The organism is Streptomyces sp. JW3, from assembly GCF_052216785.1.
Lineage (GTDB): Bacteria > Actinomycetota > Actinomycetes > Streptomycetales > Streptomycetaceae > Streptomyces.
Genome location: NZ_JBQOUX010000005.1, coordinates 66,121 through 90,148, shown reverse-complemented (window position 1 = coordinate 90,148; position 24,028 = coordinate 66,121). Strand labels below are relative to the sequence as shown.

20 protein-coding genes and 2 pseudogenes are annotated in these 24,028 nt (G+C 73.5%); 15 read left to right on the top strand and 7 right to left on the bottom strand.

Going from position 1 to position 24,028, the window contains the following annotated elements; translation table 11 throughout:
• The 4 genes and pseudogenes from ACTT8P_RS04020 to ACTT8P_RS04005 form a co-directional block, all read right to left on the bottom strand.
• Nucleotides 1–347 (bottom strand): annotated as a pseudogene (locus tag ACTT8P_RS04020) (FMN-binding protein); the annotation flags it as partial.
• A gap of 60 nt (nucleotides 348–407) precedes the next feature.
• Complete coding sequence (locus tag ACTT8P_RS04015; protein ID WP_442830109.1) at nucleotides 408–1,790, bottom strand: ferredoxin reductase family protein; 1,383 nt, start codon at nucleotides 1,788–1,790, stop codon at nucleotides 408–410.
• 60 nt (nucleotides 1,791–1,850) lie between these two features.
• Nucleotides 1,851–2,543, bottom strand: coding sequence for a L,D-transpeptidase family protein (locus tag ACTT8P_RS04010; RefSeq protein ID WP_442830108.1), 693 nt, complete (start codon nucleotides 2,541–2,543; stop codon nucleotides 1,851–1,853).
• Nucleotides 2,544–2,546: 3 nt separating this feature from the next.
• Entirely contained in the window at nucleotides 2,547–3,134 is a 588-nt protein-coding gene (locus ACTT8P_RS04005; protein ID WP_442830107.1) for a pyridoxamine 5'-phosphate oxidase family protein, read from the bottom strand.
• 212 nt (nucleotides 3,135–3,346) lie between these two features.
• On the opposite strand from ACTT8P_RS04005, the gene argH reads away from it, so the two are divergent.
• The 4 genes and pseudogenes from argH (at nucleotide 3,347) to ACTT8P_RS03985 (ending at nucleotide 8,069) form a co-directional block, all read left to right on the top strand.
• Nucleotides 3,347–4,774 carry an argininosuccinate lyase gene (argH, locus tag ACTT8P_RS04000; protein ID WP_442830106.1) on the top strand — a complete coding sequence of 476 codons (1,428 nt, stop codon included), beginning with the start codon at nucleotides 3,347–3,349 and terminating at the stop codon, nucleotides 4,772–4,774.
• A gap of 140 nt (nucleotides 4,775–4,914) precedes the next feature.
• Nucleotides 4,915–5,868 carry an aldo/keto reductase gene (locus tag ACTT8P_RS03995; protein ID WP_442830105.1) on the top strand — a complete coding sequence of 318 codons (954 nt, stop codon included), beginning with the start codon at nucleotides 4,915–4,917 and terminating at the stop codon, nucleotides 5,866–5,868.
• Nucleotides 5,869–5,957: 89 nt separating this feature from the next.
• Nucleotides 5,958–6,509 (top strand): TetR/AcrR family transcriptional regulator, encoded by a 552-nt coding sequence (locus ACTT8P_RS03990; protein WP_442830104.1) that lies wholly within the window; start codon nucleotides 5,958–5,960, stop codon nucleotides 6,507–6,509.
• Nucleotides 6,506–8,069, top strand: a pseudogene (locus ACTT8P_RS03985) (MFS transporter). The gene ACTT8P_RS03990 and the pseudogene ACTT8P_RS03985 overlap by 4 nt, the downstream one beginning before the upstream one ends.
• Nucleotides 8,070–8,294: 225 nt before the next feature.
• On the opposite strand, the gene ACTT8P_RS03980 reads toward ACTT8P_RS03985, so the two are convergent.
• Nucleotides 8,295–8,918, bottom strand: a complete 624-nt coding sequence (locus ACTT8P_RS03980; RefSeq protein WP_442830103.1) for a lysophospholipid acyltransferase family protein — start codon at nucleotides 8,916–8,918, stop codon at nucleotides 8,295–8,297.
• A 603-nt stretch (nucleotides 8,919–9,521) separates the two neighbouring features.
• On the opposite strand from ACTT8P_RS03980, the gene ACTT8P_RS03975 reads away from it, so the two are divergent.
• The 3 genes from ACTT8P_RS03975 to ACTT8P_RS03965 all read left to right on the top strand — a co-directional run bounded on the left by ACTT8P_RS03975 (nucleotide 9,522) and on the right by ACTT8P_RS03965 (nucleotide 11,836).
• Nucleotides 9,522–10,697 carry a glycerophosphodiester phosphodiesterase gene (locus tag ACTT8P_RS03975; protein WP_442830102.1) on the top strand — a complete coding sequence of 392 codons (1,176 nt, stop codon included), beginning with the start codon at nucleotides 9,522–9,524 and terminating at the stop codon, nucleotides 10,695–10,697.
• An 89-nt stretch (nucleotides 10,698–10,786) separates the two neighbouring features.
• Nucleotides 10,787–11,281 carry a sigma-70 family RNA polymerase sigma factor gene (locus ACTT8P_RS03970; protein WP_442830101.1) on the top strand — a complete coding sequence of 165 codons (495 nt, stop codon included), beginning with the start codon at nucleotides 10,787–10,789 and terminating at the stop codon, nucleotides 11,279–11,281.
• Nucleotides 11,282–11,338: 57 nt separating this feature from the next.
• Nucleotides 11,339–11,836: a GNAT family N-acetyltransferase gene (locus tag ACTT8P_RS03965; protein WP_442830100.1), complete on the top strand. Its 498-nt coding sequence runs from the start codon at nucleotides 11,339–11,341 to the stop codon at nucleotides 11,834–11,836.
• A 28-nt stretch (nucleotides 11,837–11,864) separates the two neighbouring features.
• Here the strand turns inward: ACTT8P_RS03965 and ACTT8P_RS03960 are convergent, their stop codons facing one another.
• Nucleotides 11,865–12,281 carry a hypothetical protein gene (locus tag ACTT8P_RS03960; RefSeq protein ID WP_442830099.1) on the bottom strand — a complete coding sequence of 139 codons (417 nt, stop codon included), beginning with the start codon at nucleotides 12,279–12,281 and terminating at the stop codon, nucleotides 11,865–11,867.
• Between the two features lies 1 nt (nucleotide 12,282).
• A complete protein-coding gene (locus ACTT8P_RS03955; protein WP_442830098.1) occupies nucleotides 12,283–12,642 on the bottom strand; it encodes a hypothetical protein in 360 nt (119 codons plus the stop codon).
• A gap of 70 nt (nucleotides 12,643–12,712) precedes the next feature.
• On the opposite strand from ACTT8P_RS03955, the gene ACTT8P_RS03950 reads away from it, so the two are divergent.
• The 8 genes from ACTT8P_RS03950 to cobA all read left to right on the top strand — a co-directional run bounded on the left by ACTT8P_RS03950 (nucleotide 12,713) and on the right by cobA (nucleotide 24,027).
• The gene (locus ACTT8P_RS03950) at nucleotides 12,713–13,363 is read left to right on the top strand and encodes an HAD family hydrolase (protein ID WP_442830097.1); all 651 of its coding nucleotides are present in this window, start codon (nucleotides 12,713–12,715) and stop codon (nucleotides 13,361–13,363) included.
• Between the two features lie 385 nt (nucleotides 13,364–13,748).
• On the top strand, nucleotides 13,749–14,780 hold the full coding sequence (locus ACTT8P_RS03945) for a methionine ABC transporter ATP-binding protein (RefSeq protein ID WP_442830096.1): 1,032 nt from the start codon (nucleotides 13,749–13,751) through the stop codon (nucleotides 14,778–14,780).
• Entirely contained in the window at nucleotides 14,777–15,514 is a 738-nt protein-coding gene (locus ACTT8P_RS03940; protein WP_442830095.1) for a methionine ABC transporter permease, read from the top strand. The genes ACTT8P_RS03945 and ACTT8P_RS03940 overlap by 4 nt, the downstream gene beginning before the upstream one ends.
• A 107-nt stretch (nucleotides 15,515–15,621) precedes the next feature.
• Complete coding sequence (locus ACTT8P_RS03935; RefSeq protein ID WP_442830094.1) at nucleotides 15,622–16,449, top strand: MetQ/NlpA family ABC transporter substrate-binding protein; 828 nt, start codon at nucleotides 15,622–15,624, stop codon at nucleotides 16,447–16,449.
• Between the two features lie 140 nt (nucleotides 16,450–16,589).
• The gene (locus tag ACTT8P_RS03930; RefSeq protein ID WP_442830093.1) at nucleotides 16,590–17,231 is read left to right on the top strand and encodes a GNAT family N-acetyltransferase; all 642 of its coding nucleotides are present in this window, start codon (nucleotides 16,590–16,592) and stop codon (nucleotides 17,229–17,231) included.
• Nucleotides 17,232–17,316: 85 nt separating this feature from the next.
• Nucleotides 17,317–18,540, top strand: a complete 1,224-nt coding sequence (gene cbiE, locus ACTT8P_RS03925) for a precorrin-6y C5,15-methyltransferase (decarboxylating) subunit CbiE (protein ID WP_442830092.1) — start codon at nucleotides 17,317–17,319, stop codon at nucleotides 18,538–18,540.
• A 345-nt stretch (nucleotides 18,541–18,885) separates the two neighbouring features.
• A complete protein-coding gene (gene cobT, locus ACTT8P_RS03920) occupies nucleotides 18,886–22,578 on the top strand; it encodes a nicotinate-nucleotide--dimethylbenzimidazole phosphoribosyltransferase (protein ID WP_442830091.1) in 3,693 nt (1,230 codons plus the stop codon).
• 216 nt (nucleotides 22,579–22,794) lie between these two features.
• Nucleotides 22,795–24,027: a uroporphyrinogen-III C-methyltransferase gene (cobA, locus tag ACTT8P_RS03915; RefSeq protein ID WP_442830090.1), complete on the top strand. Its 1,233-nt coding sequence runs from the start codon at nucleotides 22,795–22,797 to the stop codon at nucleotides 24,025–24,027.
• Nucleotide 24,028 lies beyond the last annotated feature (1 nt).

Below are 24,028 nucleotides of genomic sequence, written 5' to 3'. Positions count from 1 at the left end.
GCTTGGTTGAGCTGGGGTACGGCGTCGGCGGTGACCTGGTCGCTGCGGCCGCCCTTGGGGGCCTGGACGGCCTCCGCCTTGGTGATCCTGCCGTCGGTCAGCGTCAGGCGGACCTGGACGAGGCCGTACTGGGTGCGGACCGCGTCACCGAGGACCGTGCCGGCGGCGGCGTCCTGGCCGGCCTGTTCTCCGCCCTGCTCCGTCCCCTGCTGTCCGGCCTGCGGTGACTGGGCCGCGGCGGGGGCGCCCGGGTCGGACGCCGGTTTCAGCGACAGCAGCAGCACCACGCCGGTCACCGTCGCGGCGCCCGCGAGCACGGCGCGCCGGACGGGATGGCTCTTCCTCATCTCCCGAATCTCCCTCAGCTCGTGACGGTGGCTCTGTGCCGGTCGCTTCGTGACGGCCTCTCACATCTCGAACGACTCGTGATGGATCCGGCGGGCCGGTACCCCGGCGCCGCGCAGCGCCTCGTAGACCGACTGCGCGAAACCGGGCGGACCGCACAGGAAGACGTCGTGCCGGTCGACGTCCGGGATCTTGCGGGCCAGCGAATCCGCCGAGATGTCGGGGCGCACCCCGTCCGGGCCGTTCACCGCGTACATCAGCCGGGCGCCGCGCGCGTCGGCGATCGCGGCCAGCTCGTCCCACAGCGCCAGGTCCTGGGTGCTGTTGGCCCGGTAGAGGAGGGTGATGTCGCCCGCGGCCCCGGGCAGCGTCTCGAACAGGGCCCGCATCGGGGTGATCCCGACCCCGCCCGCCACCAGCAGCACCTTGCCCCGGCTGCGGCGCTGCGCGGTCAGCGCCCCGTACGGGCCCTCCGCCCACACCCGGGTGCCCGGCGTCAGCTCCCGCAGCCGGGCGCTGTGGTCACCGATCGCCTTCACCGTGATCCGCAGCATGTCCGGCCGCGGGGCGGCGGACAGGGAGTACGGGTGGGAGCTGAACCGCATGCCCGGGGCCAGGAAGCGCCACCGGAAGAACTGCCCGGCCTGCGCGCCCATCCGGTGCAGCTTGCGCCCCCTGATCAGCACCGACACGATCCCGGGCGTCTCCTCGACGACCGCCTCGACCCGCATCCGGTGCCGCAGGTTAAGCCGCAGCGGGGTGACGATCCGGTACCAGAGCACCAGTGCCGTCACCGACCCGTACAGGGCGTACCAGACGGTCCGCGCGAGGGGTGCCACCACGAAGTCGTTCCCGGCGGTCAGCTGGTGCCAGAAGGTCAGGAACACCGCCGCGTAGGTCAGCAGGTGCACGTGGTACCAGAAGTCGTACGGGACACGGCGGCGCACCGGGCCGGCCGAGAGCAGGCCGATCAGCAGCAGCAGACCGGTGCCGACCGCCGCCTTGCCGAGGTCGGGGAGGCCGGTCACCGACTCCACCGTCTGCGTGACGAGGCCGCCGAGGCTCCGGCCGGACTGGAGCGCGTACCCCCACATGATCAGGAAGACGTGCGCGAGGACCAGGCAGAGCGTGTAGCGGCCGGTCATCGCGTGCCAGCGGGCCACCCGGTCCGAGCCCACCCGCCGTTCCAGCGCGGGCACCCGGGCCATCTGGAGCACGACGAGGGCCATGAGATACCCGGCGAGCAGGCCGGTGATGCGGCCCGCGCCGAGCACCCGGCCGGTGTCGTCGGAGATGGCGGGCGTGTTGCGCCACCACAGCCACAACACGCCCGCCGCGCCCGCCCACACGGCGAGCAGCAGAGGGACGGCCGGGGAACGGCGCGGACGGATGCGGCGCATCGTCTGGCGGCGGGCGGCACGTCCGCCGGCGAGCGTGGTGGTCACGGTTCCTCCGTGGGGGACAAGACCCTTGGCCCACAGGTACGTGCCGTGACCGCGAGATGTTCAGTACCGGGTGAGCGCCGTCTTCCCGTGCGCGGTGCCGATCGCGAGGTGCGGCCGGGCCGCCGGGTCCGCCCAGATGAGGATCCGGCGCATGGCGTCGGCCGGTACCGACACGCACCCGGCCGTCGCGCCCTCCCCGTTCACGTGCAGGAAGATGCCCGCGCCGCGCCCGCGCACCGGGCGGTCGTAGTTGAAGCCGACGACCAGGGCGTGGGCGTACTGCTTGCCGTAGCTGATCAGGTGCTCGGCCTCGGTGGCGGCGCAGTCGGCGGGGCGCGGCTCGGTCCAGCGGTTGTAGGCACGGGAGCCGTTGTCCTGGCACCACCAGGAGTCCGCGCGCACCGGGCGGTAGCGGTACGCCGTCCCGGGCGGCGGCGGTGCGATGCCGAAGGCGTAGGGGAGGCGGTACAGGCCGGTGGGGGTGGTGTCGGTGCCCTGTTTCCGCCGGTCGCCCGCCACCAGGCCCCTCGCGCCGAAGTGGGCGGGCGCGGAGCCGGCCGCCACCCAGGCGTCGCCCTTCCGGTCCCACCAGGTGACGGTGCCGGTGGTGGCGGCGGTGTCCGGGGCGACGGCGGTGATCAGCTGGGTGCCGGCGCCGGTGTCCGCCATCCGGTCCGGCAGCGGGCCGGGCGGCGCGGCGAAGGCCGGCAGCAGGAGGGCGGCGAGGGCGAGGGCGACGGCACCGGGGCGCATGGGTCAGACCGTAGAGGGCGGCAGCGGCAACGGCAGCCCGGGAAGGCCGTCCAGGCTGGTCGCGATGTGCTCCTTCTTGGTGAAGTAGGCGTCGAGCGAGGCGTCGTCCTCCCGGGCGAACCGCTTGGCGTGCAGATCGCGGTCCTGCTCGTACGCCATGAAGGGGACGGCGTAACCGCAGGTGTCGCGGATCAGTTCGGCCGTCACGACGATGATCGCGCGCAGTCCGTGCGCGGCCGGGTCGATGTCCGGGAACCGGGCCAGCAGTCCGGGGAAGCGGGGGTCGTCGCGGAAGACGGGCTCGCCGCGGCCGTGCACCCGGACGATGTTCGGCGGGCCCTGGAAGGCGCACCACATGAGCGTGATCCGGCCGTTCTCCCGGAGGTGGGCGACGGTCTCGGCGTTGGAGCCGGCGAAGTCGAGGTAGGCCACGGTGTGCTCGTCGAGCACCGCGAAGGAACCGGTGAGGCCCTTGGGGGAGAGGTTGACCGTGCCGTCCGCGCCGAGCGGGGCGGTGGCGGTGAAGAAGAGGGGCTGGGACTCGATGAAGGTGCGGAGTCTGCCGTCTATGCGCTCATAAGTCTTTCCCATGTCTAACGATTATGCGGGCTCGCGCGCCCCCTGTCCGGGAATTCACGCAGGCACCGGGGCCGTCCCGGCCGGCGCGAGACGGGACGGCCCCGGCGCTCAGGGGTACGCGAGCGCCCCTTCGTGCGTTCATCCGCCCCGTCAGATTGACGATTCATGCAGGGAGACGCATAATCATGCATACCAGCGACCGACCCTCCCTAGGAGCGACGCAAGTGAGCAGCAACAGCGGTGACGTACGGCTCTGGGGCGGCCGTTTCGCGGACGGTCCCGCCGAGGCCCTGGCGAAGCTGTCCGCGTCCGTCCACTTCGACTGGCGGCTGGCGCCCTACGACATCGCCGGTTCGCGCGCCCACGCGCGCGTGCTGCACAAGGCGGGACTGCTCAGCGAGGACGAGCTGACCCGCATGATCGCCGGGCTCGACCGGCTGGAGACGGACGTCGCCGCCGGGACGTTCGTCGGCACCATCGCCGACGAGGACGTGCACACCGCCCTGGAGCGCGGTCTGCTGGAGCGGCTCGGCCCCGACCTGGGCGGCAAGCTGCGGGCCGGCCGGTCCCGCAACGACCAGGTGGCGACGCTGTTCCGGATGTACCTGCGGGACCACGCCCGCACCGTCGGCGGTCTGATCGCCGACCTCCAGGACGCGCTGATCGGCCTCGCCGAGGCGCACCCGGACGTGGCCATGCCCGGCCGCACCCACCTCCAGCACGCCCAGCCGGTGCTCTTCGCCCACCACGTCCTCGCGCACGTCCAGGCGCTGTCCCGGGACGCCGAGCGGCTGCGCCAGTGGGACGAGCGGACCGCCGTGTCGCCGTACGGCTCCGGCGCGCTGGCCGGGTCCTCCCTCGGCCTGGACCCGGAGGCGGTCGCCGCCGACCTCGGCTTCGAGCACGGCAGCGCCGCCAACTCCATCGACGGCACGGCCTCCCGGGACTTCGTCGCCGAGTTCGCCTTCATCACCGCCATGATCGGCGTCAACGTCTCCCGGATCGCCGAGGAGATCATCATCTGGAACACGAAGGAGTTCTCCTTCGTCACCCTGCACGACGCGTTCTCCACCGGCTCGTCGATCATGCCGCAGAAGAAGAACCCGGACATCGCCGAGCTGGCCCGCGGCAAGTCCGGCCGCCTGATCGGCAACCTGACCGGCCTGATGGCCACCCTCAAGGCACTCCCGCTCGCGTACAACCGCGACCTCCAGGAGGACAAGGAGCCGGTCTTCGACTCCATCGACCAGCTGGAGATCCTGCTGCCCGCCTTCACCGGCATGATGGCCACCCTCACCGTGCACCGCGAGCGGATGGCGGAACTGGCCCCGGCCGGCTTCTCGCTGGCCACCGACATCGCCGAGTGGCTGGTCCGGCAGGGCGTCCCGTTCCGCGTCGCCCACGAGGTCGCCGGCGAGTGCGTCAAGGCGGCGGAGGCCGAGGGCAAGGAACTCGACGAGCTGACCGACGAGCAGTTCGCCAAGATCTCCCCGCACCTCACCCCCGAGGTCCGCACCGTCCTCAACGTCCAGGGCGCCCTGGCCTCCCGCAACGGCAGGGGCGGCACGGCCCCGAGCGCGGTCGCGGTCCAGCTGGCGGAAGTGAAGAAGAACGTGGAGCAGCAGCACGTGTGGGCAACGGCTCGGCAGTAGGCGTACAGGGGCGCGGGGAACTGCGCGACAAGCCACGCACTGCCCGCACCCGCCCGTACACCTGTCGGACCGAGCTCTGAGGCGCAGGTCATCGCGGGTTACGTTGGTCGAAAACCTGAGGCCGACCGAACGGACCCGCGATGCCCCTCCCCCTCCCCGAAAAAGCCCTCGGCTTCGGCCTGGCCGCGGTAGCCCGCCCCGGCTACATCAACCTCGGCCGCGCCGCGGACCTCGGAGCGAACCGCAGCGTCGAGACGCTGCGCACCCGCACCCACACCCTCCTCGACAGCGCGTACGCGGCCGGCGTCCGCTACTTCGACGCCGCCCGCTCCTACGGCCGCGCCGAGGAGTTCCTCGCCGACTGGCTGACCGCCCGGCCGGAGGTCGACGACGTCACCGTCGGCAGCAAGTGGGGCTACACCTACACCGCCGGCTGGTCCACCGACGCCGAGCAGCACGAGGTCAAGGACCACTCCCTCGCCACCTACGAGCGGCAGCGCGCCGAGACCGACGCGCTGCTCGGCGACCGGCTCGACCTTTACCAGATCCACTCGGTGACCCCGGACAGCCCGGCCCTCACCGACAGGAACCTGCACGCCCGGCTCGCGGAGCTGGCCGCGACGGGCGTCGCCGTCGGCTTCTCCACCTCCGGCCCCGCCCAGGCCGACGCCGTCCGCGCCGCGCTCGCCGTCACCGTCGACGGCGCCCCCCTCTTCCGCACCGTGCAGTCGACGTACAACGCGCTGGAGACCTCCGCGGGCCCGGCGCTCGCCGAGGCGCACGACGCCGGGCTGTCGGTGATCGTCAAGGAGGGCATGGCCAACGGCCGGCTGGCCGGCCCGCACGCGCCGGACGCGCTGCGGACCGTCGCCGAGGAGACCGGCCTCGGCCGCGACGCGGTCGCCCTCGCGTTCGTCCTGCGGCAGCCCTGGGTCCGCGTCGTCCTCTCCGGCGCCGCGACCGTCCCCCAGCTCGCCGCCAACCTGACCGCCGGGCCGGCCGTCCTCGACGACGAGCGGACGGCCCGCCTGGCCGCCCTCGCCGAGGACCCCCGCGCCTACTGGCAGCGGCGCGGACAGCTCCCCTGGCACTGAGCCTCACCCCTCCCGTGACCCACCCTCCGGGGTGAGTCACGCATGCCCGGGATGAGACATGAACGTCTCACATGGGTCACGGTCGTCTCATGGCTGTCGACCGTGACCATGTGCTGCGCACCGCCGCGGCCCGGCTGACCCGGAAGTCCACCGCCACCATGGACGAGGTGGCCCGGGCGGCCGGGATCAGCCGGGCCACGCTGCACCGCCAGTTCGCCGGCCGCGACGCCCTGGTGCGGGCGCTGGAAGCGCTGGGCATCGCCGAGTGCGAGGCCGCCCTGGCCGCCGCCCGCACCGATCAGGGCCCGGCCGCCGACGCCGTACGCCGGCTGGTCGGCGCGATGGAACCCTCCGCCGCGCTGCTCGCCTTCCTCTACACCGAGAACCAGCTGTTCGAGGGCGACAAGGTCGACGAGGGCTGGAACCGGCTCGACAGCCGGCTGACCGCCCTGTTCCGGCGCGGCCAGGAGAGCGGCGAGTTCCGCCTCGACCTGCCCCCGGTCTGGCTCACCGAGGCGTTCTACGGCCTGCTGGCCTCCGGCGCCTGGGCGGTCCTGGAGGGCCGCGTGGCCCGCAACGACTGCACCCGCCTGATCGTCGAGCTGCTGCTCGGCGGCGCACTGCGAAGAGAGGGATCATGACCAGCACCCTGCGGCCGGCCACCACGGGCCGGGCGGTGACGCGCCCCGGCCGCTGGCTGGCGCTCGCCGTCCTGGTCCTGGCCGTGCTGCTGGTGGCCGTGGACGCCACCGTCCTCGGCCTGGCCACCCCGTACATCAGTGAGGACCTCGCGCCCTCCGGCACCCAGTTGCTGTGGATCGGCGACGTGTACTCGTTCGTCATCGCCGGTCTGCTGGTCACCATGGGCAGCTCGGCGACCTCCCCCACGCCTTGAGGGCGCGGGGGGACCCCCAGGCCGCAAGCGGATCCTGCTGCTCGGCGCCACCGCGTTCGGCGCGCTGTCCGTGCTCAACGCCTACGCGCACCCGCCCGAGGTGCTGATCCTCGCCTGGGCGCTGCTCGGCGTCGCGGGCGCCACCCTGATGCCGGCCACCCTGGCCCTGATCCGCAACCTCTTCCACGACCCGCGCGAGCGCAGCCTCGCCGTCGGCGTCTGGGGCGCCGCCGCCTCCGCCGGCGCCGCGGTCGGCCCGATGCTGGGCGGCTTCCTGCTCGAACACTTCTGGTGGGGCTCGGTCTTCCTGATCAACCTGCCGGTGATGGCCGTCCTGGTGGTCGTCGGCGTCAAACTGCTGCCGGAGTCCAAGAACCCGGACCCGGGCCCGTTCGACCCGCTCAGCGTCGCCCTGTCGCTGGTCGGCATGATCGGCGCGGTGTACGCGGTCAAGGAGGCCGCCGCGCACGGGTTCGGCTGGGCCACGCTCGGCGCGGGGCTGCTGGGCGCCGCCGCGCTGTACGGGTTCGTCCGGCGCCAGCTCACCCTGCCGGTGCCGCTGCTCGACATGCGGCTGTTCCGCAGCCGGGGCTTCAGCGGCGCGGTGCTGGCCGACCTGCTGACCGTGCTCGGCCTGTCGGGGCTGGTGTTCTTCCTCTCCCAGTACCTGCAACTGGTGCAGGGCAGACGGCCGTTCGAGGCCGGGCTGGCCGAACTGCCCGCCGCGCTCGGCGCGGTGGCGGCCGGTCTGGTCGCCGGGCGCGTGGCCCGCCGCTGCTCGGTACGGGCCGTCGTCTGTGGCGGGCTGGCCGCCGTCGGTCTCGCGCTCGCCGCGCTCACCGTCATCGGCCAGTCCACCGGCTACCCGCTGCTCGGCACCGCCCTGCTGGTGGTCGGCCTGGGCGCCGGCTTCTCGTTCACCGTCACCGCCGACGTCATCCTCTCCAGCGTCCCCCGGGACCAGGCGGGCACCGCCTCCGCGGTCTCCGAGACGGCGTACGAACTCGGCGCCGCGCTCGGCATCGCCCTGCTCGGCTCCATCGTCACCGGCGTCTACCGGGACTTCACCGGCCCGGCCGGTACGCCGCCCGAGGCGCGCGAGTCACTGGGCGGGGCCGTGGAGTCCGCCGCCCACCTGCCCGGCGCCACCGGCGCGGCCCTGCTGGACGCCGCCCGGCAGTCCTTCGTCGACGGACTCGCGCTGGCCGCGGGCATCGGCGCGACCGTCCTGCTGGCGGCGGCCGTGGCGGCGTGGTTCCCGCTGCGCGGCCAGAAACTGGCGGACGGCGCGGACGAGGCGGAGTAGCCCGCGCGCTCCAGCCGGTGCGGTCCTGCCGCGTCCCGTCCGGCACGGCGATGCGCCAGGAGCCGTGCGGATGCAACCAGGCCGGCCACTTTCCGCCGGGTCTGCATCTGCGCCGGGCCGGGGCCGGGCGCGTCGCACTCGCCACCCGTCGGCCGGGCCCTCGCGCGGCCCTCGGGCGGCAGGTGCCAGGCCCTCGGGCGGCAGCTGCCCCGGTTCGCCGGTCGGCTACGCCGCCTTCCGCACCTTCGTCGCGTACATGTCCACGTACTCCTGCCCGGACAGCCGCATCACCTCGGTCATCACCGAATCCGTCACCGCCCGCAGCACATAGCGGTCGCGGTCCATCCCCTCGTACCGGGAGAACTCCATTGGCTCGCCGAAGCGGACCGTGACCCGGCCGGGGCGCGGGAAGCCCCGGCCGCCCGGCTGGAGCTTGTCCGTGCCGATCATCGCGAACGGCACGACCGGCGCGCCGGTCATCAGCGTGAGCCGGGCGATGCCGGTCCGCCCCCGGTACAGACGGCCGTCGGGGGAGCGGGTGCCCTCCGGGTAGATGCCGAAGATCCGGCCCTCCTCCAGCACCCGGCGCCCGGTCATCAGCGCCGCCACCCCGCCGCTCGCGCCGTCCCGGTCCACCGGGATCATGCCGACGCCGGTGAAGAACCAGGCCATCAGCCGGCCCTTGAAGCCCTTGCCGGTGACGTACTCGTCCTTGCCGATGAAGAAGACCTGCCGCCTGGTGACGATGGGCAGCACGATGGAGTCGATGAACGTCAGATGGTTGCCGGCCAGGATCACCGGGCCGTCGCCCGGGATGTTCTCCGCGCCTTCCACCCGTGGGCGGAACATCAGGCGCATGATCGGACCGAGCACTGCCTTGATGAGCGCGAAGCGGGACAACGGGCCCTCCGGTGTCAGTGTGGCGTGGATGTCGGGGAATGCGGTACCAGTCTGTGCAGGTGAGGACATTACTCGCGGCCCCCGGGGTCGCGCACGTCGGGTTCACCAGGGTCTTACGCGTTGTTGACACGTGTTCACCTGGTGGGGCGCGCCGTCGCCCGCCGGAAACCCGGCCGCAACGATGTGACGCGGCTCGCGCCGCCGCCGTGCCTCACCGACCGGCCGGGTACCCGCCGCGCCCGCGCGAAAGCCGACGGGGCGTCACCCATCGGGCCCCGGGAAGCCCCCGGCCCCCGGGAAGCCCCCCGGCCCCCGGGAAGCCCCCCGGCCCCCGGGAAGCCCCCCGGCCCCCGGGAAGCCCTCGAAGCCCCGGGGGTTCCGAAAAGGCACTGGCCCCCGACCCCCGGGCCCTCAGCCCTCCAATCCCCCAAGCCCCACACGACATCCCCCGTCACCTCCGCATTCCGCCCGAGGTCTCCCGTTGGTCATGTACGTGCCCCTACGATCGGCCCGCATCCGACCGGACGACGATCCAGACAACCAAGGGGCCTCATGGGAACGCAGGAGCCGAACGAGCGGACGAGCGGCACCGGACGGCGGGCGCTGCTCGGCGCCGCGGTGCTCGGCGCGGGCGGCGCGGTGCTGGGCCTGTCCGGCACCGCGAACGCCACCGGGTCCGGCCGCGGGAACGGCAAGGGCGGCGGCGTGGCGAGCCTCCCCGTGCCGACGATCGTCGGACACCGCGGGGCCAGCGGCTACCGGCCCGAGCACACGCTCGGCTCCTACCAGCTCGCCCTCGACATGGGCGCCGACATCGTCGAGGCCGGCGACCTCGTGCCCACCAAGGACGGCCACCTCGTCTGCCGGCACGAGCCGGAGATCGGCGGCACCACGGACGTCGCCGCCCACCCCGAGTTCGCCGGCCGCCGGACCACCAAGGTCCTGGACGGCGTCGCCACCACCGGCTGGTTCACCGAGGACTTCACCCTCGCCGAACTGAAGACGCTGCGCGCCACCGAGCGCATCCCGGCCAACCGCCCGCACAACACCCTCTACGACGGCCGCTGGGAGATCCCCACCTTCGAAGAGGTACTGCGCTGGCAGGACGAGCAGACCCGCGAGCGCGGCAAGCAGGTCTGGATCTACCCCGAGCTGAAGCACCCCACCTACTTCCGCGAGCTGGGCCTGCCCACCGAGGAACGCCTCGCCAAGCTGCTGCGCGCCCACGGCAAGGACAAGAAGAACTCGCCGGTCATCGTGCAGTCCTTCGAGCCCACCAGCATCCAGCGGATGAACAAGCTGGTCGGCAACCCGCTCGCCGTACTGCTGTCCGGCGCCGGCTCCCGCCCCTACGACTTCGTCGCGACCGGCGACCCGCGCACCACGGACGACCTGATCACCCCGGCGGGGCTCAAGGAGATCGCCTCCTACGCCCAGGGCATCGGCCCCACCCTGGACCTGGTCATCCCGCGCGACGCGGCCGGCCGGCTCACCGAACCGACCACCCTGGTGCGCGACGCCCACCGCGCGGGCCTGATCCTGCACCCCTACACGATGCGCAACGAGAACCCCTTCCTCCCCGCCGACTTCCGCAAGGGCACCGACGCCGACGCCTACGGGGACGCCTTCGGCGCCTTCCAGGCGTACTTCGCCACCGGCATCGACGGCGTCTTCACCGACAACCCGGACACCGGCCTGCTGGCCCGCGACGACTTCAACCGCGGCTGACGCGTCAACAGCCAACAGCGCGCCACCGGTTGGAGTGACATCCGGCCGCTCGGGCAACCGCCACCCGGGCGCCGGTCGTATCTCCGCATATGACGCATGACCTGCTCACCCTCCTGCGCCCGCTGCTCACCGCCGAGGCCACCGCCGAGGCATATGCGTCCGGAGCCGAGCCCGGCGACCTCGAGCAGGCGGTCTGGCTGCGCCTTCTGGAACGCCTGGACGCCGGCGACCCGCCCCGCGACCCGCACCGCTGGCTGCGCAGCGCGGTGCGCACCGAGGTCCGCCGCACCCGCCGTACCGCCCGCGCCGAACGCCCGTACGGCACCGAGCCCACCGACGCCGCCGACCGCGACCCGGAGGAACACGCCCTGGCCGCCGCCCGCCACCGGGCGCTGCGCGCGGCCGTGCGCCGGCTGCCCGGCCGCTGCCCCCGGCTGATGGAGGCGCTGCTGTCCCCGAAAGACCTGACATACCGCGAGATCGCGGGGGAGTTGGGTATCTCACAGGGCAGTCTTGGACCGGAACGTTCCCGATGTCTGGGATGTCTGCGCCGATTGCTGACGCCGGAGGTTGCGGGCGACTGACGACGGGGATAGGAGTGAGGAACAACAGGCGATCAGGTGAGCGGGAGGCATGCGCACATGGGCATGAGCGTGACCATCTCGGCGGCGTCCGAGCAGGACGCCGAGCAGATCTTCCGGCTTCAGTACCTCTGCTTCCAGAGCGAGGCGGCGCTGTACGGCAACTACCGCATCGACCCGCTCGTCCAGAGCCTCGACTCGGTGCGCGAGGAGGTCGCCAAGGACTGCGTCTTCGTGGCCCGGCTCGGCGACGAGGTGGTCGGCTCGGTGCGCGGCCGGGTGACCGACGACGGCGCCGCGGCCATCGGCAAACTCTGCGTCCACCCCCGGCTCCAGGGCCACGGCATCGGCGCCCGGCTGCTGAAGGCGGCCGAGGCGGCCCTCGCCGAGCAGCGCGGCACCACCCGCTTCCGCCTGCACACCGGCCACCGCAGCGAGAGCAACCTGCGGCTGTACCGCCGGGTCGGCTACGAGACGGTCGGCACCGCCGAGGGCGCGGACGGCGTCCCGATGATCGTCCTGGAGAAGCACGCCGGGGCGTACGCGGCCACGGCATGACGCGGGCGCCGGGCGCCCGCGCGGAGCTTCACGCGGCGCGCGCCCGGCGCAGCCAGTACAGGGCCGACAGCGGCAGCAGCACCGGGATGAAGACGTAGCCCATCCCGTAGTCCGACCACACCGTCGAGTCCGGGAACGCGGACGGCTCCAGCAGCGTCCAGGTGCCCACGATCAGCACCCCCGCCAGCTCCGCCGCGCAGCACACCCGGGCCGCCCGGCGGGCCGTCTCCCCGCCCCGCACCAGGGTGTACGTGATGAAGCCGTAGACCACCCCGGCCAGCGCGGACAGCGTGTACGCCAGCGGCGCCCGGTCGAAGTCGGTGGCGATCTGGTAGACGGACCGCGACACCGCGCCGACCACCATCACGCCGTACAGCCAGACCAGCAGGATGCCGGGCCCGGCGATCAGCCGTGTCCGCTCCGGCTTCTTCTCGGCCGTCGCCATCTCAGCCTCCCCAGATGTCATAGAGCCGCACCTGAAGGACGGCGAGGACGATTCCGCCGGCGGCCACCGTCACCGAGCCCCAGCGGGTCCGCTCGGCCAGGGACATGAACGCCGCCGCCGGGACACACGCGAAGGCGCCGATCAGATAGGCCACGAAGATCACCGTGCCCTGCTCCGGCTGCTCGCCCCGCGCCAGCTGCACGATCCCGATCACCAGCTGCGCCAGCGCCAGCACCGACACCACGGCCATCCCGATGAAGTGCCAGTCCTTGGTCGGCTGGTCACGGTAGGCGGCCCAGCCGCACCAGGCGGCGAGCAGCAGCGCGGCGACGCCGGTCACCAGCGTCAGGACGTCAAGCATGGCAGTGACCCTATTACGGGGTAATGGGCCCGATGCCGCCGACCCCGGCGGGCGCCGTAGGGTCGACGGTATGAAGATCCGTGCCCAGGCCCTCCTGTTCGACAACGACGGAACCCTCCTCTCCTCCCTGGAGTCCGTGCGGCGCTGCTGGACGCGGTGGGCCGGGGAGTACGGGATCACCGCCGAGCGGTTCGGGCAGGTCGAGCTGCACGGCCGCACCGCCGCCGAGGTCGCCGCCGACCTGCTGCCCGCGCACGTCGTCCCCGAGGCCGTCGCCCGGATCGAGGACCTGGAGGTCGAGGACGTACCGGGCGGCGGAGTGCACCTGCTGCCCGGCACCCGCGGCTTCCTCGACGCGCTCCCGGCCGACCGCTGGGCCGTTGTGACCTCCGCCACCCGGCGGCTGGCCGAGGCCCGGCTCGCCGCCGTCGGCATCCTGCCCAAGACCCTGATAGCCGCCGACGACATCACCCGCGGCAAGCCCGACCCGGAGCCCTACCTGCTCGGCGCCCGCGCCCTCGGCGTCGACCCGGCCGGCTGCGTCGTCTTCGAGGACGCCCCGGCCGGACTCCGCTCCGGCCGCGCGGCCGGCATGCGGACCGTGGCCTTGGCCACAACCCACACCGCCGCCGAACTCGACGCCGACCTGGTGGTCGAGGACCTGTCGGCCTTGTCGGTACTGGTCACCGACGGGGGAGTGGAGATCTCCGTACGGGACTGACGCGCGGGCCCCGCGGCCTCCGGCGTTCCGCCGCTGTCCACTATGCGGACAGCGGCATCCGGGCCGAACGTATACATCTGCTTTACTGATCCCATGACCACGACGAGCGACCGCATTCCTGCGACCGAGGCGACGATGACGCCCGGTGCTCGTTGTACGGGTCGAATGCGCGCCTGCTAGAGGGCCCCCGCACCACCCGAGCCTCGCGCCCCGAAGCGAGAGCCGGCTCCGGTCCGCCGCAGGCGACCGAGCCCCGGCCGCGCGCACCCGGCTCCCGCCGGTCCACCGCCACCACGCGCACCGTGCCGCGTCCGCGTCCCCGAACCGCATGCACCCGTGCCCGGGCCCACCCGCGCCCGCGCACTCGACAGTGACGGAAACCCACGTGATCACCACCTCCGGCCTCACCAAGGTCTACCGCTCACGCGGTCGCGAGGTCACCGCCCTCGACGGCGTCGATCTGCATGTCCGCGAAGGCGAGGTCTACGGCGTCATCGGCCAGTCCGGCGCCGGCAAGTCCTCGCTCATCCGCTGCGTCAACCTCCTGGAGCGTCCCACCTCCGGCACGGTCACCGTGGCCGGCCAGGACCTCACCGCGCTGGCCGGCCGCGGCCCGCGCGCGAGCCGGGAACTGCGGCAGGCGCGCAGCCGTATCGGCATGGTCTTCCAGCACTTCAACCTGCTCTCCACCCGGACCGTGCGGGACAACGTCGAACTGCCGCTGGAGATCCTCGGCAAGTCGGGGAAGGAACGTTCCGCCAAGGCGTTGGAACTGCTCGACCTGGTCGGCCTCGCCGACCAGGCCAAGGCCTACCCGGCCCAGCTCTCCGGCGGCCAGAAGCAGCGCGTCGGCATCGCCCGCGCGCTGGCCGGCGACCCCCGGGTGCTCCTCTCCGACGAGGCGACCAGCGCCCTCGACCCGGAGACCACCCGGTCCATCCTCCAGTTGCTGCGCGACCTCAACCGGCAGCTCGGCCTGACCGTCCTGCTCATCACGCACGAGATGGACGTCGTCAAGAGCGTCTGCGACTCGGCCGCCCTGATGGCGGCCGGCCGGATCGTCGAGTCCGGCACGGTGAGCGACCTGCTCGCCACCCCGGGCTCCGAGCTGGCCGCCGCGCTCTTCCCGGTGAGCGGCGCCCGCACCGCCGAGGACCGCACCGTCGTCGACGTCACCTTCCACGGCGAGGCCGCCACCCAGCCGGTCATCTCCCAGCTCTCCCGCACCTACAACATCGACATATCGATCCTGGGCGCGGCCATCGACACCGTCGGCGGCCGCCAGGTCGGCCGGATGCGCATCGAACTGCCCGGCCGCTACGAGGACAACGTCGTGCCGGTCGGCTTCCTGCGCGAGCAGGGTCTCCAGATCGACGTGGTGGACGGTGCCGAACTGGTCAAGGAAGGTGCGCGATGACCTGGTCCGAGATGCAGCCCCTGCTGGCGCAGGCCGGTCAGGAGACGCTGATCATGGTCGGCTGGTCGACCCTGATCGCGGTCGTGGCCGGCCTGCCCATCGGCGTCCTGCTGGTCCTCACCGACCGCGGCGGCCTGCTCCAGAGCACCCCGGTGAACAAGGTCCTCGGGCAGATCGTGAACATCGCCCGCTCGATGCCGTTCATCATCCTGATGGTCGCCCTGATGAGCTTCACCCGCTGGGTCACCGGGACCACCATCGGCTCCACCGCCGCGATCGTGCCGCTGGCCATCGGCGGCATCCCGTTCTTCGCCCGCCTGGTCGAGACGGCGGTGCGCGAGGTCGACGGCGGACTGGTCGAGGCCGTCCAGGCGATGGGCGGCAGCACCTGGACCATCGTCCGCAAGGTGCTGGTCCCCGAGGCGCTGCCCTCCCTGATCGCCTCCACCACGACCACGGTCATCGCCCTGATCGGCTACTCCGCGATGGCCGGCACGGTCGGCGGCGGCGGCCTCGGCGACCTCGCGGTCCGCTACGGCTACCAGCGCTTCGAGACCGGCCTGATGTGGATCACCGTGGCGGTGCTCGCCGTCGCCATCTCCGTCATCCAGTTCGCCGGCGACTGGGCCGCCCGCGCCCTGCACCGGCGCGGCGGCCGCTCCGGACCCAACCCGAGGCTGAGGCTGCTGAAGGCCAAGGAGCCCGCCGCCGCCGACATCAGCAAGATCGCCTGACCGAGCCTGACCGAGCCTGACCGAGCCTGACCGAGCCTGACCAAGGCGCTCATCCCCCCGAACGTCCCTACCCGGGACCGCTGCACCCTGAAGGAAAGGCACTTTTCGTGCGTAACACCGCAAAGATCACCACCGCCGTCCTCGCCGCCGGAGCCCTCACCCTCGGGCTCAGCGCCTGCGGCTCGGACAACGACTCCGCCTCGGACACCTCCGGCCCGCTGGTCGTCGCCGCGACGCCCGTGCCGCACGCCGAGATCCTGAACTACGTCAAGGACAACCTGGCGAAGAAGGCCGGCCTCGACCTGGAGGTCAAGGAGTTCACCGACTACGTCACGCCGAACACGGCGACGGAGGACGGCTCGGTGGGCGCCAACTACTTCCAGACCGAGCCGTACCTGGAGGACTTCAACAAGAAGAACGGCACCCACCTGAAGTCCGTCGCCTCCGTCCACCTGGAGCCGCTCGGCCTGTACTCCAACAAGGCCGACAAGGCGAGCGACCTCAAGGACGGCGCCACCATCGCCGTCCCCAACGACACCGTCACCGAGGCCCGCGCCCTCCAGCTGCTGGCCGACAACGGACTGCTCACCCTGAAGGACGGCGCCGGCACCTCCGCCACCACCGCCGACATCACCAAGAACCCCAAGAACCTCAAGTTCAAGGAGCTGGAGGCGGCCCAGACCCCGCGCTCCCTGAACGACGTGGACGCCGCCGTCATCAACGGCAACTACGCGCTCGAGGCCGACCTCAAGCCGTCCAAGGACGCCCTGGTCCTGGAGTCCGCCGAGAACAACCCGAACGTCAACCTCCTGGTGGTCAAGGAGGGCAACGAGGACGACCCCCGGGTCAAGAAGCTCGCCAAGCTGCTCACCTCCGACGAGGTCAAGAAGTTCATCGAGGACAACTACTCCGGGTCCGTCATCCCGTCGTTCTGATCCTCCCCGGGGGTCGGCTCCGGCCCGGAGCCGACCCCGTGGTGCGATTCCGCCGGCCCATGCTGCATGCTGGGCAGTTCAGTGAGGCCCGAGCGTGAGGCCCCGACGGTTTCGACGGTTCGAAGGTTACGGAGCGGCGCATGACGAGCAGCACCTTCCCCAACATCTCCATCAGCACGGAGCGGTTGGTGCTGCGTCCCCTGGACGAGGACGACGTCCCCGCCCTCGCCGCCATGATGAACGACGAGCAGGTCGGCGCCTGGACCGACGTACCGCAGCCCTTCACCGAGGACGCCGCCCGCACCTGGATCACCCGGGACGCCGCCGCCCGCCGCGCGGCCGGCCGCGGACTCGACCTCGCCGTCACCGAGTTCCTCACCCAGCGCCTGGTCGGCACCGTCCGGCTGGCCAGGACCGACTGGCACGTGCGCGCCACCGAGCTGTCGTACATCGTCGCCCCCTGGGCGCGCGGCGAGGGCTACGCCTCCGAGGCCGCGCTGGCCACCGCCCAGTGGCTGTTCGGCGACCAGAAGTTCGAACGCGTCGAGCTGCGCACCGCCGCCGACAACACCGCCTCCCAGCAGGTCGCCCAGAAGATCGGCTGCATCAGCGAGGGCGTCCTGCGGGGCGCCTGTATAGCCCACGTCCGGTCCGAGGACGGCACCTGGACCGACGTACGCACCGACTTCATCGTGTGGAGCCTGCTGCCCGAGGACATCGAGGGCGCGGCCGAGCACCTCGCCGACACCGGCGGCTTCACCGCCTTCACCGACTGGAGCTGACCCGCTCCGCCGCCGGGTACGCTCACTGCGGTCCCTCCGTGGCCGCACCCCCGACGACCTGCGAAAAACCTGGAGACTGACGACGATGGCCGACCGCGTCACGGTGATCGGCTGGGACGGCTCGCCGCTGACCGCCGCGGCCCGCTCCGCACTCGGCGCCGCCACCCTGGTGGCCGGTGCCGGACACCATTTGGCGCTGCCCGAAGTACCCCCCGCCGCCGAGCGCGTCCGCCTCGGCAGCGTCGCCCTCGCCGCCCGCCGCATCGCCGCCCACCGCGGCACCGCGGTCGTGCTCGCCGACGGCGACCCGGGCTTCTTCGGCGTCGTACGCACCCTGCGGGCGCCCGAATTCGGCCTGGAGGTCGAGGTGGTCCCCGCGGTCTCCGCCGTCGCCGCCGCCTTCGCCCGGGCCGGGATGCCCTGGGACGACGCCCAGGTGGTCGTCGCCCACCCGCGCACCCTGCGCCGCGCGGTGAACGTCTGCCGGGCGCACACCAAGGTCGCCGTCCTCACCTCGCCGGGCGCCGGACCCGCCGAACTCGGCCTGCTCCTGGAGGGCGTGCACCGCACCTTCGTCATCTGCGAGGAACTCGGCACCACCCGGGAACGGGTCACCGTCGTCACCTCCGACAAGGCCGCCGACCACACCTGGCGGGACCCCAACCTCGTCATCGTCGCCGGCGGTTCGGTCGCCGCCGTGGCGGACGGCGCGGGCTGGATCGCCGGCCGCGACCCGGCCACCGGACCGCGCGGCTGGGCGCTGCCCGCCGAGGCGTACGGCGGCGGACTCGGCGAGGGCGAGACCGACCTGCTGCGCGCCGCCCAGCTGGCCCGGCTCGGTCCCCGGGTCGGTGACCTGGTGTGGGACATCGGCTGCGGCAGCGGCGCCTTCGCCACCGAGGCGGCCCGCGGCGGCGCCGCCGTCATCGCCGTCGACCGGGACCCGGCCGCCTGCGCCCGCACCGACGCCACCGCCCGCCGCTTCGGCGTCCAGCTCCAGATCCTGCACGGCACCGCCCCGCACGTCCTGGATGACCTGCCCGAACCGGACGTCGTCCGGGTCGGCGGCGGGGGAGCGGCCGTGGTCTCCGCGGTCGCCGACCGCCGCCCGCAGCGCGTCGTCGCCCACGCCGCCACCCGCGACGAGGCCGAACTCGTCGGCCGGGACCTCACCGAGCACGGCTTCCGCGTCGAGTGCGCCCTGCTCCAGTCCGTCGGACTGGACACCCGCGCCTGGACGGAGACCGAGCGGAGCGTCGCGTTCCTGCTCAGCGGCGTGCTGCCGGAGCGGGAGGACCGCGCCCCGTGATCCGGTTGTCGTACCGCGCGCGGTAGGCTGGCCGATCGTTGTACCGCTCTCGGGCATCCGGCACTTCGTCGGTCAATGTCCGGAAAACCCGACCGTTTTGGGCGGGGTGTGGTACGGCGAAACCTGAGGGCGCGCAACGTGGCGCAGTCCACAGCGGCCCGTCGTGAATCAAGCTGTCGTGACGGGCGAACGGCCGCGAGAATGCCACTCAATGGCTTTGTCGCCTTTTCCGGCGGGTCGTTCGTGCCGCTGGGCACGCACGCTCGTTCTTCACTGGGGAGCGGTCGGTGCGCCGTTCCGGGTGAGCTGGTCGTAGGAGCACTAACCGATGGGCGAGGGGTACGCATGACCGACACCGGCCAGATCCCGGGCGAGGGGCTGCCGGAGAACGCAGGCATGGTGGAGCAGCCGGGCGTTGCCGCGCCGGGTGCGTACACCTACCTCTCCGAGACCACCGCCGAGGACGAGGACCTGTTGCTGCTGCCCGGCGCCCAGAGCGCCTGGGGCAACGAGGTCGCGCCGCCCGCTCCGGAGCCCGTCGTCGAGGCCGTCCACGAGCCGGAGGCGCACGAGACGTCCGGCCGGGACAGCGGCTCGTTCGACCTCGGCGCGGTCCGTACGCCGGCCCCGGCCCCGGCCGCCCCGCGCCGCCCCCTGCACCTGGGCCCGCCGATTCCCGACGCCTCGGCGAGCCCGGTCCGCACCCTCGCCGACCGCGGCCCGGCCGCCACGCCGAACAGACCCGCCGGCCCGCCGGCCACCGGCCCCGAGTACCTCGACCCCCCGCAGCCGGCGACGCCCTGGGGCCCGGCGACCACGCCCCAGCCCCCGGCGGACGCCGGGGCGGGGACCGCGGAAACGGTTGTTCCGGCAGCGGGCCCGCCGAGCGCGCCGGGTGCACCGGCGGCGGGTGTGGCCCAGGCGGTCGTGGAGCGGGTGGCGGGCGTCGACCAGGACCCCCTGGAGGCCGTGCCACCCGTGGAGCCCGTGCCCCCCGTGGAGCCCGTGGCATCGGCGGCGGCCGGTCCGGTGCCGGAGCCGGTGACTGAGGTGCCCGGTTCCGTGGCGGAGCAGGTGTCCGCCGACGTGACCGGTCCGCTGGCGGGCGAGGGCTCCGACGCGCCTGGTTCCGTTGGCGGCCAGGGCTTCGACGCGCCCGGTTCCGTTGAGGCGCAGGCGCAGGCACCGGAGAGCGCAGAGGTGTCGGTAGTTGCGGAGGCCCGGACCCCGGACGCGCCCGAGGCGGTACCCGCCCCGGAGCCCGGCCCCGAGACGCCCCTCACCCCCGTCGCCGTAGCGGCCGCCCCGGAACCCGTAGCCGCCCCCGAACCCGTAACTCCCCCCGAGCCGGAAGCGGTTTCCGCCCCCGAGCCGGACGCCGAGGCGCCCCACACCGCTGGAGCCGTCCCCGCCCCTGAGCCCGAAGCGGTACCCGCCCCCGTCCCCACCCCCACCGCGCTGCCGGACCCCGCCGAGGTCGTGCCGGCCGCCGGGAACGACGTACCCGCACCGAGCCCCGAAGCGCCGCTCGCCGCCGCCCCCGTCACCCCGGAGGCGACCGGCGAACCCGGCGACCCCGCACCGGAGCAGCCGGCCCCCGCCGCCCCCCTCCCCCCGGACGCGCCGGTCGAAGCCGCTTGGCAGGGGCCGGTACAGCCGCCGCAGCCCTCCCCGGAGCAGCCGCCCGTGGCCGCGGCCACCCCACAGCCCGCCGCCCCGGCCGAAACCCCGCCGACCTCGGTCGTAACGGAGGAATCCACCGCGGTCGTACCGGAGGAACCAGCCCCGACCGCGCCGGAGGAATCCACCTCGGTCGTCCCGGAAGACGCCACGCCGGCCACCCCGGAGGGGCCCGCCGTCCCGGAAGACGCCACGCCGGCCACCCCGGAGCAACTCGTCCCCGACGACGCCCCGCCGCACCCGGAGACCACCCCGGGCCCGGACCCGCGGCAGCCGCACGCCGCTCAGCCGGTCCTCGTCGCCCCCGACGCGCCCGTCGCAGAACCCGTACCGTCCGCACCGCCCGTACCACTTGCCCAGGCTCCGCAGCCCCCGGCTGCGGTTCCGGGCCCCCAGTTCGTCCAGGAGCAGCACACAGTGGAGGGCGCCCCCCAGTCCGCCCCGGAGCAGGAGCAGGTGGCCACGGCCCCGCAGCCCGCCCAGGGACCCCAGTCGGCCACGACGCCGGAGACACAGACGCCCCCGACCGTCCCCGCCCCCCGCGAGAGCGACGTCCAGCACGCGGACGACCTGGACACCCGGGCCGCCGAGCAGGAGGACCGGGAAGCCGCACGCCGGTCCACCGGTCCGGCCGCCCCCGGCTACGACGACGCGGAGCGCGCCGCCGTGCTGAAGGTCATGCGCGAACGCCGTGACATCCGCAACGGCTTCCGCGGCGACCCCATCCCGCACGAGGTGCTGCTCCGCGTCCTGGAGGCGGCCCACACCGCCCCCTCCGTCGGCCACTCGCAGCCCTGGGACTTCGTCGTCATCCGCTCCGCCGAGACCCGGCGCGCCATGCACGAACTGGCGATGCGCCAGCGCGAGGCGTACGCCAAGTCGCTGCCCAAGGGCCGGGCGAAGCAGTTCAAGGAACTGAAGATCGAGGCCATCCTCGACACCCCGGTCAACATCGTGGTCACCGCCGACTCCACGCGCGGCGGCCGGCACACCCTCGGCCGGCACACCCAGCCGCAGATGGCGCCGTACTCCTCCGCGCTCGCGGTGGAGAACTTCTGGCTCGCCGCCCGCGCCGAGGGCCTCGGCGTCGGCTGGGTCAGCTTCTTCGACGAGCGCGAGATGGTCCGCGCCCTCGGCCTGCCCGAGCACCTCGACGTGGTCGCCTACCTGTGCGTCGGCTACGTCGACGAGTTCCCGGACGAGCCCGAGCTGATGCAGGCCGGCTGGTCCAAGCGCCGCCCGCTGTCCTGGGTGGTGCACGAGGAGACGTACGGCCGCCGGGCGCTGCCCGGCGAGGAGCCGCACGACCTGCTCGCCGAGACCGTCGCGCAGATCCGCCCGCTGGACGCCAAGGCGCTCGGCGAGGCGTGGGAGCGGCAGAAGCGGATGACCAAGCCGGCCGGCGCGCTCGGCATGCTGGAGATCATCTCCGCCCAGCTGTCCGGCCTGTCCCGGCAGTGCCCGCCGCCGATCCCCGAGCCCGCCGCCGTCGCGGTCTTCGCCGGCGACCACGGGGTGCACGCCCAGGGCGTCACTCACTGGCCGCAGGAGGTCACCGCCCAGATGGTGGCCAACTTCCTGGGCGGCGGAGCGGTCTGCAACGCCTTCGCCACCCAGGTCGGCGCCGAGGTGTGCGTCGTGGACGTCGGGGTCGCCGCCGACCTGCCCGCCACCCCCGGCCTGCTGCCCCGCAAGGTCCGCGCGGGCACCGCCGACATGACGGCCGGCCCCGCGATGACCCGCGAGGAAGCCAAGCAGGCCATCGAGGTCGGCATCGAGACCGCCCGCGACCTGGTCGCGGCCGGCAACAAGGCGCTGCTCACCGGTGAGATGGGCATCGCCAACACCACCGCGTCCGCCGCGCTGATCTCCGTCTTCACCGGCGCCGACCCGGCCGAGGTCACCGGCCGCGGCACCGGCATCAACGACGAGACCCTCGCCCGCAAGACCGAGGTGGTGCGCCGCGCCATCGAGGTGCACCAGCCCGACCCGGCCGACCCGATCGGCGTGCTCGCCGCGGTCGGCGGCCTGGAGCACGCCGCCATGGTCGGCCTGCTGCTCGGCGGCGCCTCACTGCGTACGCCGGTCATCCTGGACGGCGTCAGCGCCGGCGCCGCGGCCCTGGTCGCCCGCGCCATCGCGCCCGAGGTGCTGGCCGCCTGCATCGCCGGTCACCGCAGCGCCGAGCCCGGCCATGTCGCCGCCCTCAACAAGCTGGGCCTGCGCCCGCTGGTCGACCTCGACCTCCGCCTCGGCGAGGGCACCGGCGCGCTGCTCGCCCTGCCGATGGTGCAGAGCACCGCCCGGGCGATGCACGAGGTGGCCACGTTCGACTCGGCGGGCGTCACCGAGAAGTAGCCCCGCGTCCGGCCGGGGTGGCGGTGATCACTCGCCGCCGCCCCGGCCGGCTGCGTAAAATCCGCAGGTATCCCGTATGTCTTCGTACGCACGTGTCTTCGTACGTACGTGTCTTCGTACGCACGTGTTCTCGTACCCACGTATCCGCATGTCAGGGCAGCTCCAGAGCCGCAGCGCGCCCCACCGCACCCCGCCAGCCCGAGGAGCCGCACCCTCATGGCCGAACACCCCGCCTACCCCGTAGGTCTCCGCCTGACCGGCCGCCGCGTGGTCGTCCTCGGCGGCGGCCAGGTCGCCCAGCGCCGCCTGCCGGCCCTCGTCGCGGCGGGCGCGGACGTCCTCCTGGTCTCCCCGCAGGCCACCCCCTCGGTCGAGGCGATGGCCGACACCGGCGAGATCAGCTGGACCCGGCGCCCGTACACCGACGGCGACCTCGCCGACGCCTGGTACGCCCTGATCGCCACCAGCGACCCGGCCGCCAACGCCGCCGCCTCCGCCGAGGCCGAACGGCACCGCGTCTGGTGCGTCCGCTCCGACGACGCCGACGAGGCCACCGCCTGGACCCCGGCCACCGGCCACAGCGAGGGCGTGACCGTCGCCGTCCTGACCACCGACGCCCGGGGCCGCGACCCCCGCCGCACCGCCGCGATCCGCGACGCGGTGGTCGAGGGCCTGCGCGACGGCACCCTGGTCGCCCCGCACCACCGCACCCGCACCCCGGGCGTCGCCCTGGTCGGCGGCGGCCCCGGCGACCCCGACCTGATCACCGTGCGCGGCCGCCGGCTGCTCGCCGAGGCCGACGTCGTCATCGCCGACCGGCTCGGCCCCCGCGACCTGCTCGCCGAACTGCCGCCGCACGTCGAGGTGATCGACGCGGCGAAGATCCCGTACGGCCGGTTCATGGCCCAGGAGGCCATCAACAACGCGCTGATCGAGCACGCCAAGCAGGGCAAGGCCGTGGTCCGGCTCAAGGGCGGCGACCCGTTCGTCTTCGGGCGGGGCATGGAGGAGGCGCAGGCCCTGGCCGAGGCGGGCATCACCTGCACGGTCGTCCCCGGCATCTCCAGCTCCATCTCGGTGCCGGGCGCGGCCGGCATCCCGGTCACCCACCGCGGCGTCGCCCACGAGTTCACGGTGGTCAGCGGGCACGTCGCCCCCGACGACGAGCGCTCGCTGGTCGACTGGCCGTCCCTGGCCAAGCTCACCGGCACCCTGGTCGTCCTGATGGGCGTCGACAAGATCGGGAAGATCGCCGAGACCCTCGTCGCGCACGGCAAGTCCCCCGACACCCCCCTCGCCCTGGTCCAGGAGGGCACCACCGCCGCGCAGCGCCGCGTCGACGCCACCCTGGCCACCGTCGCCGAGACGGCCGTCGCCCGCGAGGTCCGCCCGCCCGCGGTCATCGTCATCGGCCCGGTCGTCGGCGTCGGCCCGCACGAGAGGGCGTGAC